Source organism: Collimonas sp. GW821-FHT07E08, assembly GCF_059418905.1.
Window position 1 is genome coordinate 423229 of the sequence record NZ_JBWKQR010000002.1, and the last position, 18626, is coordinate 441854.

Annotated in this window: 11 protein-coding genes and 2 pseudogenes; 12 read left to right on the plus strand and 1 reads right to left on the minus strand. The window is 56.0% G+C overall.

Annotated features, from left to right (window positions below; translation table 11 throughout):
• The first annotated feature begins 94 nt into the window (after positions 1-94).
• The 12 genes and pseudogenes from guaB to AC07RZ_RS04450 all read left to right on the plus strand — a co-directional run.
• Complete coding sequence (guaB, locus tag AC07RZ_RS04395) at positions 95-1555, plus strand: IMP dehydrogenase (RefSeq protein WP_092398563.1); 1461 nt, start codon at positions 95-97, stop codon at positions 1553-1555.
• Positions 1556-1672: 117 nt separating this feature from the next.
• Entirely contained in the window at positions 1673-3253 is a 1581-nt protein-coding gene (guaA, locus tag AC07RZ_RS04400) for a glutamine-hydrolyzing GMP synthase (protein ID WP_144738851.1), read from the plus strand.
• Positions 3254-3579: 326 nt separating this feature from the next.
• Positions 3580-4830: a tyrosine-type recombinase/integrase gene (locus AC07RZ_RS04405; protein WP_494667027.1), complete on the plus strand. Its 1251-nt coding sequence runs from the start codon at positions 3580-3582 to the stop codon at positions 4828-4830.
• A gap of 121 nt (positions 4831-4951) precedes the next feature.
• Positions 4952-5278: a helix-turn-helix domain-containing protein gene (locus AC07RZ_RS04410; RefSeq protein WP_494667028.1), complete on the plus strand. Its 327-nt coding sequence runs from the start codon at positions 4952-4954 to the stop codon at positions 5276-5278.
• Positions 5178-6551, plus strand: coding sequence for a type II toxin-antitoxin system HipA family toxin (locus AC07RZ_RS04415; RefSeq protein WP_494667029.1), 1374 nt, complete (start codon positions 5178-5180; stop codon positions 6549-6551). Before AC07RZ_RS04410 ends, AC07RZ_RS04415 begins: the two co-directional genes overlap by 101 nt.
• A 145-nt stretch (positions 6552-6696) precedes the next feature.
• On the plus strand, positions 6697-9207 hold the full coding sequence (locus AC07RZ_RS04420) for a type I restriction-modification system subunit M (RefSeq protein ID WP_494667030.1): 2511 nt from the start codon (positions 6697-6699) through the stop codon (positions 9205-9207).
• A complete protein-coding gene (locus AC07RZ_RS04425) occupies positions 9198-11027 on the plus strand; it encodes a restriction endonuclease subunit S (protein WP_494667031.1) in 1830 nt (609 codons plus the stop codon). Before AC07RZ_RS04420 ends, AC07RZ_RS04425 begins: the two co-directional genes overlap by 10 nt.
• Before the next feature lie 31 nt (positions 11028-11058).
• Positions 11059-14211, plus strand: a complete 3153-nt coding sequence (locus tag AC07RZ_RS04430; protein ID WP_494667032.1) for a type I restriction endonuclease subunit R — start codon at positions 11059-11061, stop codon at positions 14209-14211.
• A complete protein-coding gene (locus AC07RZ_RS04435; RefSeq protein WP_494667043.1) occupies positions 14208-14927 on the plus strand; it encodes a M48 family metallopeptidase in 720 nt (239 codons plus the stop codon). The genes AC07RZ_RS04430 and AC07RZ_RS04435 overlap by 4 nt, the downstream gene beginning before the upstream one ends.
• A 73-nt stretch (positions 14928-15000) precedes the next feature.
• Positions 15001-15780: an AbiJ-NTD4 domain-containing protein gene (locus AC07RZ_RS04440; protein WP_494667033.1), complete on the plus strand. Its 780-nt coding sequence runs from the start codon at positions 15001-15003 to the stop codon at positions 15778-15780.
• 214 nt (positions 15781-15994) lie between these two features.
• Entirely contained in the window at positions 15995-17230 is a 1236-nt protein-coding gene (locus tag AC07RZ_RS04445; protein ID WP_494667034.1) for a Shedu immune nuclease family protein, read from the plus strand.
• A 593-nt stretch (positions 17231-17823) separates the two neighbouring features.
• Positions 17824-18143, plus strand: a pseudogene (locus AC07RZ_RS04450) (Arm DNA-binding domain-containing protein); the annotation flags it as partial.
• 26 nt (positions 18144-18169) lie between these two features.
• On the opposite strand, the pseudogene AC07RZ_RS04455 reads toward AC07RZ_RS04450, so the two are convergent.
• Positions 18170-18499 (minus strand): annotated as a pseudogene (locus AC07RZ_RS04455) (helix-turn-helix domain-containing protein); the annotation flags it as partial.
• Between the last annotated feature and the right edge of the window lie 127 nt (positions 18500-18626).

An 18626-nucleotide genomic window follows, 5' to 3' on the forward strand; every position in this document is an offset into this window, starting at 1 on the left:
GGAAATATTCTCCCGGTTGTGGCTAAAATTGCGCAACGTTAGGCGAGTTGTCCGGTTTTCTGTATAATTCGCTTTTGCGCCTATAGGAAAAACTATGCGTCTACTTCAGAAAGCACTCACGTTCGATGACGTGCTGTTAGTCCCCGCTTATTCGGACGTCCTCCCCAAAGACACCACCCTCAAAACACGCCTGACCCGCAATATCGATATCAACATTCCGTTGCTGTCGGCTGCGATGGACACCGTGACCGAAGCGCGCCTGGCGATCGCCATGGCGCAAGAGGGCGGCATCGGCATCATCCACAAGAACCTGACTGCGCAGGAGCAGGCGCGCGAAGTATCCAAGGTCAAGCGTTTCGAATCCGGCGTGGTGCGCGACCCGATCACGATTCCGCCGAACATGCGCATCCGTGAAGTGATCGCCTTGTCGGAACAGCATGGCATCAGCGGTTTCCCGGTAGTCGACGGCAATCGCCTGGTCGGCATCATCACCAACCGCGACCTGCGTTTTGAAGAAGAGCTGGATGCGGAAGTCAGCGCCAAGATGACGCCGCGCGAGAAGCTGGTCTACGTCAAGGACGGCGCCGACCTGTCGGAAGCCAAGCGCCTGATGAACAAGCACCGCCTGGAACGCGTGATGGTGGTCAACGACGCTTTCGAGCTGCGCGGCCTGATCACGGTCAAGGATATCCAGAAATCGACGTCGCACCCGCTGGCTTCCAAGGATGGCCAGGGCAAGCTGCGGGTTGGCGCCGCGGTCGGCGTCGGCGCCGATAACGAAGAACGCATCGAACTGCTGGTAAAGGCAGGCGTCGACGTCATCGTGGTCGATACCGCGCACGGCCACTCCAAGGGCGTGCTGGACCGTGTCAAATGGGTCAAGCAGAATTTCCCGCAGGTGGAAGTCATCGGCGGCAATATCGCTACCGCAGCCGCCGCCAAGGCGCTGGCTGACCATGGCGCCGACGGCGTCAAGGTCGGCATCGGTCCTGGCTCGATCTGCACCACGCGTATCGTGGCTGGCGTCGGCGTGCCGCAGATTTCCGCCATCGCCAATGTGGCGCAGGCGCTCAAGGGCACAGGCATTCCATGCATCGCCGACGGCGGCATCCGTTTTTCGGGCGACATCGCCAAGGCGCTGGCCGCCGGCGCATCGACCGTGATGATGGGCAGCATGTTTGCCGGTACCGAAGAAGCGCCGGGCGAAGTGATCCTGTTCCAGGGCCGCAGCTACAAGTCGTATCGCGGCATGGGCAGCCTGGGCGCGATGTCGGATGGTTCGGCCGACCGCTACTTCCAGGACTCGGCCAACAAGGCTGACAAGTTCGTACCGGAAGGCATTGAAGGCCGGGTGCCGTACAAGGGCAGCGTCCTGACCATCCTGTACCAGCTGATCGGCGGCGTGCGTTCTTCCATGGGCTACTGCGGCTGTGCGACTATCGACGAACTGCGCGAAAAGGCCGAGTTCGTGGAAATCACTTCAGCCGGCATGCGCGAGTCGCATGTCCATGACGTCCAGATTACCAAGGAAGCGCCTAACTATCGCACCGACTGATAGTTGGATTTGCACCTTGACCTAGTCCAGGAACGCGCCACCTGCGGGAGTACCGCCGGTGGCGCGTGCAGTTTAAAGATTCTCATTTTTTGCTAAATCAGCTACCAGGCATCCACCATGCACTCAAAAATCCTCATCCTCGATTTCGGCTCCCAGGTTACCCAACTGATCGCACGGCGCGTGCGCGAAGCTGGTGTATTTTCCGAGGTTTATCCCTACGACGTGTCCGACGAATTCGTCCGCAACTACGGCGCTTCGGGCGTGATCCTGTCGGGCGGCCCGAATAGCGTCACCGACGGCGACACGCCGCGCGCGCCGCAAGCGGTGTTCGAGCTGGGCGTGCCGGTATTCGGCATCTGCTACGGCATGCAAACCATGGCCGAGCAGCTGGGAGGCAAGGTCGAGATGGGCAAGGTGCGCGAATTCGGCTACGCCGAAGTGCGCGCGCGCGGCCATACCGCGCTGCTGAAAGACATCAGCGATTTCGTGACGCCGGATTCGCATGAGATGCTGAAGGTCTGGATGAGCCACGGCGACAAGGTCAACGCCATGCCGCCCGGCTTCAAGCTGATGGCCTCGACCCCCAACTGCCCGATCGCCGGCATGGCGGACGACGAGCGCCGATTCTATGCAGTGCAATTCCATCCTGAAGTCACCCACACGGTGCAGGGTGAAGCCATCCTGACCCGTTTTGTGATCGATATCTGCGGCTGCAAGCCGGACTGGAACATGCCGGACTACATCGCCGAAGCGGTCGAATCGATCCGCAAGCAGGTCGGTAGCGACGAAGTGATCCTGGGCCTGTCCGGCGGCGTCGACAGCAGCGTCGCCGCCGCACTGATCCACCGTGCCATCGGCGACCAGCTGACCTGCGTCTTCGTCGACCACGGCCTGCTGCGCCTGGACGAAGGCAAGATGGTGATGGAGATGTTCGCCCAGAACCTCGGCGTCAAGGTGATCCATGTCGACGCCACCGCGCAGTTCATGGGCCACCTGGCGGGCGTTACCGATCCGGAAGCCAAGCGCAAGATCATCGGCCGCGAATTCGTCGAAGTGTTCCAGGTCGAATCGGCCAAGCTGAAGAATGCAAAATGGCTGGCGCAAGGCACGATCTACCCGGACGTCATCGAAAGCGCGGGCAAGGGCAAGAACGCCGCGCACACCATCAAGAGCCACCACAATGTCGGCGGCCTGCCGGAAACCCTGAACCTGCAATTGCTGGAACCGCTGCGCGAACTGTTCAAGGATGAAGTACGCAAGCTGGGCGTCGCGCTTGGCTTGCCGCATGCGATGGTGTACCGCCATCCGTTCCCGGGCCCGGGCCTGGGCGTGCGCATCCTGGGCGAAGTCAAGAAAGAATTCGCCGACCTGCTGCGCCGCGCCGACGCCATCTTCATCGAAGAGCTGCGCAACACCAAGGACGACCAGGACGAAACCTGGTACGACAAGACCAGCCAGGCGTTTGCGGTTTTCCTGCCGGTCAAGTCGGTCGGCGTGATGGGCGACGGCCGTACCTATGAATACGTGGTGGCCTTGCGTGCGGTGCAGACCCAGGATTTCATGACTGCGCATTGGGCGCATTTGCCGCACGAGTTGCTGGGGCGGGTGTCCAATCGCATCATCAATGAAGTACGCGGGATCAATCGCGTGGTTTATGATATTTCAGGCAAACCGCCTGCGACTATCGAGTGGGAGTGAGGGGAAGGATTTTTCTCATATAAATCAATAACTTAGAAAATCTCTCAAAAATAGTTAACGAGAATGTGGTTTCTCTAAGTTGTTGATTTTAAAGGTATTGAGAATTGGTTTTTGCTCTAATGCCGCTTCCAAGGTGGTGAATCTGACGGTAAAACTGACGGGGCGCATGAGGCCTTTCCGTTGGACCTTTTTCGTGCTTCTACAGCAATACCGTCTGTGACGGTAATATTTATGCGCATTAGCTAAGCCCCATGCAGGTTCGCAGGGATATGGGGGTCTTGTGATAGGTGACGGCAATCGGCCGTCTCAATCAGGAGATCAATCCCATGCTCACAGATTTTGCCTTGCGTAACCTCAAACCTCGCGCGACCCCGTACAAAGCCACGGATCGCGATGGCATGTATGCTGCCATTTCGCCGAAAGGCACTATTTCCTTTAGGTACGACTACAGGATCAATGGCCGGCGTGAAACGCTGACCATCGGTCGCTATGGCTTCGGTGGAATCTCACTCGCCGAAGCTCGTGAAAGGCTGCGGAATGCTAGACGGCTCCTGGGTGAGGGGACTTCACCAGCATTACAGAAGCAGCGGGAGAAGGCTCGTGGACCCGAAACTCAGACTTTCAGCGATCATGCTACCCGGTGGCTTTATGGAGCCACCATGGCTGAGTCGACGCGATCGATGCGAAAAAGCGTACTGGATCGTGACATCCTGCCCGCTTTCAAAAAACGTTTTCTTTGTGAGATTCACGGTGAGGATCTGCGCGCACTATGCATGCGCGTGAAAGCACGCGGTGCTCCCGCAACTGCCGTTCAAATTCGCGACATCGTGAAGCAGATCTATGGTTACGCGAATTTGCACGGAGAGAAAGTAGTAAACCCCGCCGACAGCGTAGATGCGGCTTCCATTGCGACTTTCTTGCCAAAGGATCGAGCCTTGTCTCCGCTGGAAATTCATCTGATGTCCAAGCAACTGGAGTCTGTGTCTACCTATCCGACCATTCGATTGGCGCTGCGCATGATCTTGCTGACGCTGGTGCGCAAGAGCGAACTGATAGAGGCGACTTGGGACGAGATTAATTTTGAGAATGCGATCTGGACGATTCCAAAACAGCGTATGAAGGGGCGTAAGCCTCATGTGATCTATCTGTCGCGACAAGCGCTAGACATCTTCATGGCACTGCGCACTTGTGCCGCAGGATCTAAGTTCGTGCTGCCGTCGCGTTACGATGCTGATCGATGCATGTCACGTGCAACTCTGAACAGGGTCACGCAAATTGTTGTAGAACGAGCCAAGACAGCGGGCGTACCGTTGGGGCCGTTCACTGTCCACGACCTACGCCGCACTGGTTCAACACTCTTGAATGAAGCCGGCTTCAACCGCGACTGGATTGAAAAGTGCTTGGCTCACGAGGAGGGGCGTTCTTCGCGGTCGATCTACAACAAGGCCGAGTACGCTGAGCAGCGGCGCCATATGTTGCAGGAGTGGGCAGACATGGTGGACGCCTGGATTGTGAAGCAGGTTTATGTGCCGAAGCTGCTGCCGGATAGCGACAGACATGAAAGGTGTGACATATAAATTGGTCTTTTTTGGATAAATTGCCCAATATATGTGTGAATTTTGCCGTTGGAATAAATTTTTCCGATCAAAATTACATATAAAATAGGCAAAATAGCCTGATTCGACTAATATATGTGTCATGTCTAAATCTACGCTTCCCATCTTTCCTTCGGTTCTTAAGCAGCTAGCCGCGCTCGGCGAGCGGCTGCGGTTAGCCCGTGCACGCCGGGGGTTGCAGACAGAATTGTTTGCCGAGCGGGTTGGGATATCGCGAGAGACGTTGCGGCGGATGGAGAAGGGAGATTCGACCATTGCCATCGGAACCTACCTGCGAGCGCTACGGGTGCTGGGTCTGGACAAAGATATTGACCAATTGGCCGCGGATGATGAGCTGGGTCGCAAGTTACAGGACCTTGCGCTTACAGGTGCTCGCAAGCGGGATGCTGCAAGTGGCAAAGGGAGTTGATGTCGTGACACAGGACAAACGACAAACCTGGGAAGTCCATCTCGATGCGCCGGAGCTGGGCGGCATGCATCGTGTCGGTACGTTGTATCGGCATGACATGCGCACTGATCTGGCCGCGTCCTTCGCGTACGACGAGGGTTGGCTGAATTCGGGCTTGGCCTTCATGCTGGACCCGCGTCTGGAATTGTGGCGAGGCGAGCAGCACCCACCGGCCGATTTTCCCGCTTTCGGGGTGTTCATGGACTCGGCGCCGGATCGCTGGGGCAGGGTGCTGATGGAGCGCCGCGAAGCGGCTGCAGCGAGTCGGGAAGAACGTCGGATGCGCAATCTGCGGGAGATCGATTTTCTGCTGGGCGTGTACGACCAGACCCGCATGGGCGCGTTGCGCTTCCGGAACGTTCAAGGAGGACCGTTTCTTGACGACAGCGCATATGCAGCGCCGCCTGTGACAGATCTGCGAGAACTGGCCTACATCAGTCAGCGGGTCGAAGAACCTGGAGTAGAGAATCTGCCGGAATACGAGCGCTGGCTTGCAATGCTGGTGGCGCCAGGCTCTTCGCTGGGCGGAGCACGGCCCAAGGCCAACTTCACCGATATCGAAGGGGGACTGTGGATTGCCAAGTTCCCGGCACGCGATGACCGCTATGACGTCGGCGCCTGGGAGTTCGTAGTGCATGAACTGGCGCAGCGTGCCGGCATTCAGGTACCGCTCGCGCGCATGGAGGCATTGAGCGACAGATATCGCACCTTTTGCGTCAGCCGGTTCGATCGCTTGGATGGGGGGCGGCGCATGTACGCCTCGGCCATGACCCTGCTGGAACGGCGTGATGGCCAGGAAGGTGCCAGTTATCTGGATCTGGCCGAATTCATCAGCGACCAAGGCGCGCGCGGTCATGTGGCTGATGACTTGGCCCAACTGTTTCGCCGGGTGCTGTTCAATATCCTGGTCGGTAACCGTGACGACCACCTGCGCAATCATGGGTTCATCCGCGAAGAGTCAGGCTGGAGGCTTGCGCCGGCATTCGACATGAATCCCAGCCTGACTAAGCAAGAGCATGCGCTCGCGGTGGATGAGCGGAGTGCTGTACCCGATATTGCCCTAGCGATGGAGACATCCGAGCTTTATCGTTTGAGTAAGGTGCAGGCCCTAGCCATACTGCAGGAGTTGCGCGATGCCATGGCGGGCTGGCGGGATGTCGCACAACGCTGTGGTCTGTCGGGTGTGGAAGTGGCCAGGATGGAGAGCGTAATCCAAGATGCGCCTTTGCCATAAAGGGAGTGGTAGCGACAGGCTTTCGCGAGAGTCGAACGTGGAGCTCCCTAAATGAATATGTTTTGGCATGCGTGGCATGCCAAGTCGAGAACTAATGCCGAAAGAGTGTCGCATTGGTGCTCATCTTCTGCTGTGGAAAGAATTAATGGCTCTTAAGAAATCTGAACTGTACTCATCGCTATGGCAGAGCTGTGACGCTCTGCGCGGCGGCATGGACGCCAGCCAGTACAAAGACTACGTACTCGTATTGTTGTTCATAAAGTATGTTAGCGACAAGTACGCTGGCAAGCCTTTCCAGCCGCTCACCATACCGCCGGGTGCCAGTTTTACTGACATGGTGAAGCTCAAGGGCAAGACGGACATCGGCGATCAAATCAACAAGAAGATCATTGCGCCGCTGGTAGCGGCCAATGCGCAGCTTTCCCTGTCCGACTTCCCGGACTTCAACGACGCCACAAAGCTCGGCACCGGCAAGGAGTTGGTGGGCAGGCTCACCGATCTAGTGGCCATCTTCGAGAGCAAGGCACTGGACTTCTCGAAGAACCGTGCCGACGGCGACGATATTCTCGGGGATGCTTACGAATACCTGATGCAGCATTTCGCCACCGAGAGTGGCAAGAGCAAGGGCCAGTTCTACACACCGGCTGAAGTCAGTCGTGTGATTGCCGACGTGTTGGCGATTGGCGATGCCAAGACAAGTCACGAAACGACTGTGTACGATCCGACCTGCGGCTCGGGCTCGTTGCTGCTCAAGGTGGCTGATGCGGCGCACAGCAAGCTCGCACTCTACGGTCAGGAGAAGGACTCCGCCACCAGCGGCTTGGCGCGCATGAATATGATCCTGCACGACAACCCTACGGCAGAGATCGAGCAGGGCAACACGTTGGCTGACCCCAAATTCCGTGAAGGCAAGGCGGGCAACGAGAGCCTCAAGGTCTTCGACTACGTAGTGGCCAATCCGCCATTCTCAGATAAGCGCTGGAGCACTGGCATTGACCCGCTGCACGACGTATGGCAGCGCTTCGACGCCTTCGGCGTGCCGCCCACTAAGCAGGGCGACTACGCCTACCTGCTGCACATCGTGCGCTCGCTCAAGAGTACCGGCCGGGGTGCCTGCATCCTGCCGCACGGCGTGCTGTTTCGTGGCAATGCCGAGGCCGATATCCGTCGCGCATTGATCCGTAAGGGCTACATCGAGGCCGTCATCGGTCTGCCGGCCAACCTGTTCTATGGCACCGGCATTCCTGCATGTATTGTCGTCATCGACAAGTCGCGCGCTGCTAAGCGCGTAGCCGCAGGTACAGGCATCTTCATGATAGACGCCAATCAGGGCTTCATGAAGGACGGTCCCAAGAACCGCCTGCGCGAACGCGACCTACATCGCATTGTCGATGCCTTCCAGCGTCGCCAGGCCGTACCGCGCTATGCCCGCCAGGTCAGTCTGGAAGAGATCGAGAAGAACGAACACAACCTTAATCTGTCACGCTACATCGATAGCCAAGTACCCGAAGACCGACAGGACATCGAAGGCCACCTGCGCGGCGGCATTCCCGAGGCCGATGTGACTGCGCCTAATAGTCTAGTTAGTCGCTACTGGGCCGTTTGTCCGCAGCTAGAGTGTGCCTTGTTCAAGCCTAACCGCCCCGGCTATCTGGATCTGGCCGTGGACAAGATAGCCATCAAGTCCACCATCCATAATCATCCCGAATTCGTTAACTTCATTGCGAAGATGAATGTGCACTTCGCCTCGTGGCGAAAAAAACAGGCAAAAACGCTCAAGACACTGCGCTCCGGCTGCAAGCCAAAACAAGTGATCACCGAACTCTCAGAAAGCTTGCTCGCGCACTACCAGGGCCAGCCGCTGATCGATGCCTATGCCGTCTACCAGCATTTGATGGATTATTGGGCGCAGACGATGCAGGACGACTGCTACCTTATTGCCGCCGACGGCTGGAAAGCCCAAACCTACCGCGTTATAGAGACCGACAAGAAGGGGCAGCAGAAGGACAAGGGCTGGGCCTGCGACTTGGTGCCCAAGCCGCTGGTCGTGGCGCGTTATTTCGCCAAGGAGCAGGTTGCGCTCGATGCCCTTCAAGCTGAACTGGAGGGTGTAAGTGCCAAACTCGCTGAACTGGAAGAAGAACACAGCGTCGAGGACGCGGCCTTTGGCGGATTCGACAAGATCAACGCTGTGGCGGTGAAGGATCGCCTGCGTGAAATCGAAGACGAACTGAAGGTCGAAATCAAGGCGGCCAAGCGCGGAAAACGTGGCGTCACAGCGGCCAACGAACCCGACGACGCCATCAGTGAAGAGCTGCGCGTGCTGTTGGGCTGGCTGAAGCTGGCTGCCGAAGAGTCGGCGCTGAAGAAACGGGTGAAGGAGACCGATGCCGCACTGGATGCGGCGGCCTATGCCCAATATCCCAAGCTCAGCGAAGCGGAAGTGCAGGCGCTAGTAGTTGATGATAAATGGCTCGCCACGTTGGACGCAGCTGTGCATGGCGAGATGGATCGGTTGAGCCAGCAGCTGACGGCGCGGGTGAAGGAGCTGGGGGAGCGGTATGAAGCGCCATTGCCGCAGCTAAATGAGCGAGTGGCGGAACTGGAAGCGCAAGTGAGCCGGCATCTGGAGAACATGGGGTTCGCATGGAAGTGAGAGAGCCCAACGCAGCCCACAACGTATCGATGGGCTTCAAGCAGACTGAGGTTGGAGTGATTCCGGTCGATTGGGCAGTTAAGCCTGCCAAGGAGATAAGTGACCCGGTAAGGGGCGGCTCTCCCCGACCCGCCGGTGATCTACGGTTTTTCAACGGAGATTTTGTACCGTGGCTGACCGTGGCCTCATTGACGAATGTGCCTCAATCGCAGCTTGTTATCGCCGAGACCGCAACTTCACTTACCGAGGAAGGAGCGAACTACAGTCGCACGCTTCAGCCTGGCACGCTGATCATTGCGAACAGCGGGGCTACGCTTGGTATTGCGAAGATTCTTGGCATAAAGTGCTGCGCGAATGACGGCATTGCCGCTCTATTGCGCATCGACAAGAATATTTGCCCTGAGTACTTGGCGCATTTTATCAATACTCAGACAAAGATGCTCCGGGAGGTGGTTGCTACCGGAAACGGACAACCGAACTTGAACACAGGATTGATCGGTGAACTCAAGTTTCCGCTACCGCCGACCCTCGATGAGCAGCAAGCCATAGCCCAAGCGTTCTCTGATACGGATGTCCTAATCGAATCCCTGTCGCTACTTCTGACCAAGAAGCGACAGCTCAAACAAGGCGCTATGCAGGAACTGCTTACAGGCAAGAAGCGCCTGCCAGGGTTCCAAACTCCCTGGAAGCGGGGAGCCCTCGGTAACCTTCTGTCGGTTCGACATGGACGCAGTCAGAAATTAGTCGAATTTGAATCCGGTGAGTACCCGATACTGGCTTCAGGTGGCCAAATTGGCTGGGCGAGTCAATCTTTATATGACAAGCCTTCGGTGCTGATCGGTCGAAAAGGAACGATCGATAAGCCGCAATACATGGAAACTCCTTTCTGGTCCGTAGATACATTGTTCTATACGGAGGTTCATCATCCAAACGTCGCAAAGTTCTTGTTCTACAGATTTTGTTTGATTGACTGGATGCGCCATAATGAGGCGTCCGGCGTGCCTAGCCTAAGCGCTAAGGTCATTGAGTCGATGGAAATTGATCACCCGGAGCAAGATGAGCAGCAGGCGATTGCTAATGTACTTTCCGACATAGATGCTGAGATCGATGATGTCGAGGCTCGGCTCGAGAAAGTGCAGCATATCAAGCAAGGGATGATGCAAGAGCTGCTGACCGGTCGCATTCGTCTGCCGCAAGTCTCTTCCAACGTTATCCCGCTGCTGATCAAGTCTGCCGCAGTTAATCCCCCATCATCCCAGTCCGCCCACAACTGGCAGATCAACGAAGCCGTGGTCATAGGCGTACTGGCCCAACGCTTTGGTAATGAGAAATTTCCGCTGCCTCGCAAGCGCCGTGTGAAACTGATGTATCTGCTGCATCGCCACGCAGAAGGCCGCGCCGAGGGCTACCTGAAGAAAGCCGCCGGCCCCTACGACCCGAACACCAAGTACAAGGGGCCGGAGGCAATTGCGCTGAAGAACGGTTACGTGCAGGCGCTGCGCAACGACAAGTACGAGGGCTTTGTCGCAGGTGACAAGATCGAGCAGGCACAGCGCTACTTCGAGCAATGGTACGGCACAGCCGCGTTGGAGTGGTTAGAGCAGTTCCACTATCGCAAGACCGACGACCTGGAATTGCTGGCGACGGTGGACATGGCGATGGTAGACATAGCAGCGTCACGCGAGCCGGTCGACGTGGCAGGCATTAAGAGCGTCATCGCTGCGCATCCGGAATGGGTACCCAAGCTATCGCGCGCATTGTTTTCAGACGAGCACATCGCCCGTGCCATCACTGAGTGCCAAGCGTTGTTCAACGGTTGACCCCAGACGTTACCAAAATAGGAGTGCAGCCATGGCATCGATTGGACAAGCGGAACGTACTACGCAGAACCGTGTGGTGACGTTGTTTCGGGATGAGCTGGGCTGGCGCTACCTTGGTGACTGGTCGGACCGCGAAGGCAACGCCAGCATCGAGGAAAGCCTGCTTTCGCCTTGGCTGCAGAGACGCGGTGCAACGCCGGCACAGATCAGCGCCGCGCTGCTGCGCCTGTACACCGAGGCTGGTAACCACCATCGCACGCTGTATGCGAACAATCAGGCAGTGTACGGCTTACTGCGCTACGGAGTGGCGGTCAAGACCGCCACCGGTACGCGGACCGAGACGGTGCAACTGATTGACTGGGAACACCCGGAAGCGAACGACTTTGCCATCGCCGAGGAAGTGACGCTCAAGGGCGACCGCACGCGCCGGCCCGATTTGGTTCTGTACGTCAACGGCATCGCAATCGGTGTGGTCGAGCTGAAGAACAGCCGCGTGTCGGTGGGTGACGGCATCCGCCAGTGCCTGTCGAACCAGCAGCCGATGTTCCATGAAGCGTTCTTTAGCACGGTCCAGTTTGTTTTTGCGGGCAATGATTCCGAAGGCTTGCGTTACGGCACAGTAGACACACCGGAGAAGATGTTCCTGAAGTGGAAGGAAGACGAAGCCGACGACAGCCGCTTCAAGCTGGACAAGTACCTGTTGAAGCTGTGCGGCAAGGCGCGGTTGCTCGAGCTGATGCACGACTTTGTGCTGTTCGACGCTGGTCGAAAGAAACTGCCGCGCGTTCACCAGTACTTCGGAATCAAGGCGGCGCAAGCGCATGTGCGGGAACGCAAGGGCGGCATCCTCTGGCACACACAAGGCAGCGGCAAGAGCATCGTAATGGTGTTGCTGGCGCGTTGGATTCTGGAGTACCGGCCGCAGGCGCGAGTAGTGATCGTCACCGACCGGGACGAACTGGACAAGCAGATCCAGCGAGTGTTCACCGATGCTGGCGAGAAGCTGCACCGCAGTCGTAGCGGACGCGACCTGATGACGCAGCTGGCGCAACCCGCGCCGCGCCTGCTGTGTTCGCTGGTACATAAGTTCGGTATGGAGGCTCGCGGGCGTGACAAGCGTGAGTTCGAGGCCTTCATCCAGGAACTGGAGGCACAGCCCGCAGCGGCGGTCGGCGAGCTGTTCGTGTTCGTGGACGAATGCCATCGTACCCAGAGCGGTCGGCTGCACCGAGTGATGAAGGCACTGATGCCCGAGGCGGTGTTCATCGGCTTCACCGGCACACCGCTTCTCAAGGCTGACAAGCAGTCCAGCCTGGAAGTGTTTGGTGGCTACATTCACACCTATAAATTCAGCGAGGCGGTGGAAGACGAAGTGGTGCTCGATCTGGTGTACGAGGCGCGCGACATAGATCAGCGGCTGGGGTCGCCCGCGAAGATTGACGCCTGGTTTGAAGCAGCAACTGAAGACCTGAATCCCTGGCAGAAGAACGAGCTCAAAGCCAAGTGGGGAACGATGCAGCAGGTGCTGAGCTCGCGCTCGCGTATGCAGCGCGTAGTTGACGACATCAAGTTCGACTTCAGCGTTACCAAGTTCGGAAAGCCCCGGCTGTCGAGCGGGCGTGGCAACGCCATCTTGGTAGCTTCGAGTATCTACGAGGCTTGTAAATATTTCACGCTGTTCAATGCGACCGGCACAGGATTCAGGGGCAAATGCGCTATCGTCACCTCGTACAACCCGCTTGCCAAGGATGTGACCACCGAAGAAGTGGGTGCCAACACCGAAAGTGACAAGCAGTTCATTTTCAACACCTATACCGAACTGTTGAAGGGCGTTGAGGCCAAACCCGGTATGAGCGCCACTGAGACCTACGAAGAATGGGCCAAGGCCCTATTCTCCAAGGAGCCGGCAAACATGAAGTTGCTGGTGGTGGTGGACAAGCTGCTCACCGGCTTCGACGCGCCACCGTGCAGTTATCTCTACATCGACAAGTCCATGCAGGACCATGGTCTGTTCCAGGCCATCTGTCGTACCAACCGGTTGGATGGTGAAGATAAGGAGTTCGGCTACATCGTGGACTACAAGGACTTGTTCAAGAAGGTCGAGAAGGCCATCGCCGTCTACACCTCGGAACTGGACGACAGTTCTGGCGGTGCCGATCCCGAGGTGATGATGAAGTCCCGACTGGATACCGGTCGCAAGCGACTGGACGACGCGGTGGAAGCCTTGGCCCTGTTGTGCGAGCCGGTAGTGGCGCCGCGGGGGGAACTGGAACACATCCGCTATTTTTGCGGTAATACCGAGATTGCCGCCGACCTAGCCGCGCACGAACCACAGCGAGTGATGATCTACAAGGGCGTGGTAGCGCTGCTGCGCGCCTGGGCGAACGTGTCCGATGAATTAGAGGCCGCCGGCTATTCCGATGCCGATGGTGTTCGTCTGCGCGGAGTACTGGACCACTACGTGAAGTTGCGCGAGATCGTGCGTAAGGCCAGTGGCGAGACGCTGGATCTAAAGCCCTATGAGGCTGACATGCGGCACCTGATTGACACGTACATCGAGGCTGAGGAGCCGCGGCAGATTTCACCATTCGAAGGCGTGGGCCTGTTAGACCTGATCGTGAAAACCGGGATCGCTGACGCCATTGCCGCCAAGCTGGGCGAACTGGATGGCAACCGCGATGCGATTGCCGAGACGATCGAGAACAACGTGCGTAGCAAGATTGTCAAAGAGCACCTGAATGATCCGGCGTTCTACGAACGTATGTCTGCTCTGCTCGGCAGCATTATCAAGCAGCGCAAGGAGCGTGCTGAGGAATACGAGCAGTACCTTCAGCGCATTGCACAGCTGGTACAGCAAGTGGAGGCGGGTAGGGAGGAAGACGCGCCCATCGAACTGACGACGCCGGGGCGGCGGGCGTTGTACAACAACCTGCAACCTTGGCTGGCGGCCAGGCCGGTGCATCATGTGGCCGAGACGGCGGCGCCCTACGGAGCCGGGACCTCTAATCCCGTGTTGGCGCTGGCATTGCACATCGATCAGACCGTCAAGACGGTGCGACCTGATGGATGGAGAGGAAATCCCGCCAAGGAGAATACGATCAAGGCAGCGCTGTTTGCGTTGCTGCTGGATGCTGAGCAGGTCGAGGGCATCTTCCTGATCATCAAAGCCCAGAGTGAGTACTGATGCCGTCCCGCATCACCCTGGGGGCTATCGAGGCGGACGTGGTGTTCAAGGACATCCGCAATGTGCACTTGACTGTGTTGCCGCCTAAAGGGCGGGTGCGTATCTCTGCGCCACGACACATGGAGCTCGACACCGTCCGCGTTTTCGCCTTGTCCAAGCTCGCGTGGATCAAGACCCAGCGCGAAAAAATGACTGGTCAGGAGCGCGAGGCCACGCGCGAATATCTGGAGCGAGAGAGCCACTACGTTTGGGGGCGTCGCTATCTGTTGAAGCTGGTCGAGGTGGATGCCGCCCCATCAGTCGAGCTTCGTCATCGAACGTTGGTGCTCGCCATACGGCCGAACGCCGATGCCGTTGCCAAGGATGCTTTGCTCGCTCGTTGGTATCGTGATCAAGTTAGAACGCGTGCAACCGAGTTCATAGCCGAATGGAGTAGTACGCTCGGATTAGATGTGCCCCGTGTCCATGTCCAACATATGAAGACGAAGTGGGGAAGTTGTTCGCCGGCGCGCCGATCGATACGCCTCAACACGGAGCTGGCCAAGAAGCCACCCGGATGCCTGGAGTACATCGTAGTGCATGAACTCGTGCATTTGCTGGAGCCGACCCACAATGAACGATTTAAGGCTCTTATGCGGACTTTCCTGCCAGAGTGGGAGGAACGGCGACGTGAACTGAACCAGTTGCCTGTGAGGTACGAGGATTGGAGCTATTGAAGAGGCAACTGCTTCTAACTGGAAGTCGCACTTGGTGTCTTCCTTATTTACTGTCTTCTAGCGTTGGGAAACCATGAGATTTTCTGAGAGAAACGGTTTTGCACATGTGCACGCCGCTCCTATCGTCGCGAGACTCGAAGCTTCTGAAGAGCTTCGGGCAGTGGTCATCAATATCGCGCTGGAGTGTCGAGTGAAGCCCGACCAGCTGCGGGAAATGTTGTGCCGTCTTCTCCAGAAGCGGCCAGATCCTCAGAACTGGAGCGAAGGTAATGTCGAGCGCGAGTCTCGCATGCTCTTCGAAGAGGCCCAGTGGTATCGAGTCTATGACTTCATAGAAGATGTCGCGAAGCTTCACTTTATCGAGCAGGATAGGTTCATTCAGGAAGTCAATCGCTACTTTTTCACGAACGGTATCGGTTGGCAACTCGATAGTTTAGGGCAAGTCGTCTATCGTGGCGATGATGGCTTTGACAGAGTGATAGCCGATGCTCATGCAACAGAACGGGCCCGGGGACATATGACGGCTTCCCGTGAGCTTCATGAGGCAATCATGGATCTGTCGCGTCGTCCCGTTCCTGATACGACTGGAGCGGTGCAGCACGCTATGGCTTCGCTGGAGTGTGTTGCTAGGGACATAACGAATCAGCACAATCTCACCCTTGGCGATTGGGTGAAGGCGAACAGAATCCGTATCGGGCCGCCGCTGGACAAGGCAATTGAGAGCATTTGGGGCTTCACCTCGAACCATGGCAGACATTTGAGTGAAGGCAAAGAATGTTCAAATGAAGATGCTGAGCTTATCGTTGGCTTCGCTGCCGCTCTGGGTGCTTACCTGTCAAAAATGAGTGCATAGACGAAAAGTCCCGTCTTGCGGAGTTCTCGTTTAAAAACCTGCTACCCGAAAGCTTCGTTCAATTGTTCGTGAATCATGCTCCGACATGGACCGTCATCGTGGGGCTATGCGATTCACGATTGGCGTTTGAGCTCCTAATACTTGACCAGAGCTAATTCGCTTGACGACCGTTCAAGCTAACAATTAGGGTTAACGAATAACTCCGAGAGGGAAGATGATTAAGTTCGTGCGCACAGATAAAGGTCTCATTTTCGAGTATCAAGCCGACCGTGGCGGCAATGCTTGGGTTCGCGAAGATCTGAAGACTAAGGGGCAGGTAATTATCTCTAGCGTTTTTTATTTCGAAACCGCAGATCTGATTAATAAACCGCCGAAGTCTAATTCCAGCATTAATGAGTTTACCTATCGGTTTCGTTTCGGTACTTATGAAAATGATTACGTCAGGATAGCCGGTAGCAAGCTTGGAATTGACAACGACGTACTGATTGAGACTGAATCGGAATTCAAGAGGACGCTTTTCGCCGCGGAGCGAAATGTCTCCATATTCGGCCGGCTCGCGAGCCTCTTGAATCATTCGAATTCGATCATCGTCGGCGGCTCTCGAAACGACGCCATTCCGAAGGATGTTTTCAAGGAACTGCAGGCCAAGTTTCCGAATACGTACGAGCTGGACCGCTACGCGGACGCTCGTGTGACGACGGTTCTGTCACTGTATATGGACGGCATGAAGGATGCTCGGGGCCGCTACGAAAGCTACCTTAACAAAAAATTGGCCGGCAAGACTGGCCCAACATTCGATCTCGAAGAACTCAAGAAAATGGAGATTGAGAAGTACATCGTGATCAGAAATCTGATAGTTGATGCCTTAGAGACGAAGCTAGATATCTCGGAGCGCGAATGGCAGTCGCTCATGATGTCTTTCCTGCTTCTGCTGTTCCCGAAGTACATTAAGATTCTTGAGAACGTTACTATCCACGATTATTACAGCGATCCTAATAAGAAGACCAACCGCTACATTGACATAGCTCTCATCGATGCAAATGGAAATCTTGATGTAATTGAGGTAAAGAAACCCTTCGAGGATAAGATCCTTCGAAGGGGCCAGTATCGAGGCAACAGTATTCCTACTGCGGAGCTAAGCGGTAGCATCATGCAAGCCGAGAAATACCTCTTCCATCTTTCGAAATGGGGCATCAAAGGTGAACTGACGTTGACGGAAAAATATGCTAACGAACTGCCGGAGGGCATGAAGATCCGCATATCCAATCCCAAGGCCACTATCATCGTCGGCCGTGATGAGATCGGTGGTACGGGAATGAGCGGAGGTCAGCTCCTAGATTTCGAAGTGATCAAGCGCAAGTACGCCAACATCATGGACATCATTACCTACGATGAGCTGTTGCGTCGGCTGAATAACACCATACTCGCGCTTGGGGGGAGTGCGAGATAGATCAGATGACGTTTTGTGGGTGTGGCATCAAATGAGACAAGACAGGTGCAATAGCGCCTTCTCCTACTTATCAATGCTTGCTGTTGGCGGGGCAGATTTCAGCTATCCTAGACTTTGATTGACAATGTTGTTGCCAAGGTCGCTATCGCGCAAACGGTCCCATCTCCCACACCAGCAAAAGATGCGCGCCTTTGACGGTAAAAGCGACGGTAAGACCTCATGTCGATCATAACCAATCCCTTTAACCACGCGGGTTTGGGAGGCCTATTGATGATGGAGTGGAATGATCTGACGTCTAGCACTCGCTAGTATACAAAAGCAGAAAATGCTCCAAAGCCCGCATAAATGCGGGCTTTTTTGTTTTCTGGTCCGGCACTGGTTAGCATGTCAATGTATACCCAAGTATCTATTTTGGATGGTATTACTAATGGTATTATTTCCGCCGATACCATGGTGTAAGGCCAATACCATGCTGTGTGTTTTCTCATTTGCATGGTATCGAAAAACTCTAATCAATTGATTTAAAAGAGAATTTATCGAAAAAAGTTGGGCTTTTTTATCATGGTATTTTTAACGCAAAAGGGACTAATGCCATGTTGACCGATACCAAGCTCCGAAATTTGAAGCCACAGGAAAAACTCTACAAAGTTAATGACCGTGATGGCCTGTATGTGGCAGTGATCCGGCAGGATCGATCTCGTTTCGTTACAACTACTCAATTAACGGACGGCAGGAAACACTGACTTTCGGACGCTACGGTTCAGGTGGTATCACGCTTGCAGAAGCGCGAGAGCAGTTGGGCGAGGCAAGAAAGATGATCGCCGCTGGCAAGTCGCCGGCTAAGGAGAAAGCGCGGGATAAAGCTCGTGTGAAAGATACTGAGACATTCGGTGCCTGGGCTGTTCGTTTGCTTGCCGAGTTGACCCGGTCAGTTTGACCCGCCCGCCATACCCTCGCGAAAGCTGCGACCCTGTCATAAGATCCCGCGAAACCCAATTCCTTCAAGTCTTCATGAATCTGTTTCAATGTGCGCCGTTGCTTGCGTGATTTGGCCGCCTCGGTCTTAAGCAAAGCCGACAGCTGGAACGCATATTTGTCTATTGCACTGGGCGAACGCCGCTCCGCGTAGGACGGCTCTGTAATTTCCGTACGCAGATAGCGTCGGACGGTGTTTCTGGAAATGCCAAGACGCCTGGCGATCTCTCTTAGGGGGACCTGGTCGCGAATGTGCCAGCGTCGAATAATGCCTAGTAATGCCACGTCGATCACTCCAATCCCCTACTCATTCTGATAAGTAGGATTGTGTGCTAAACGTGGGTCACCCATTAGCCGTCCGCTGTCAAGAGCACAAACTTACCACTCGCAATATTTCGCGATATCTCAATTTCATCAAGCC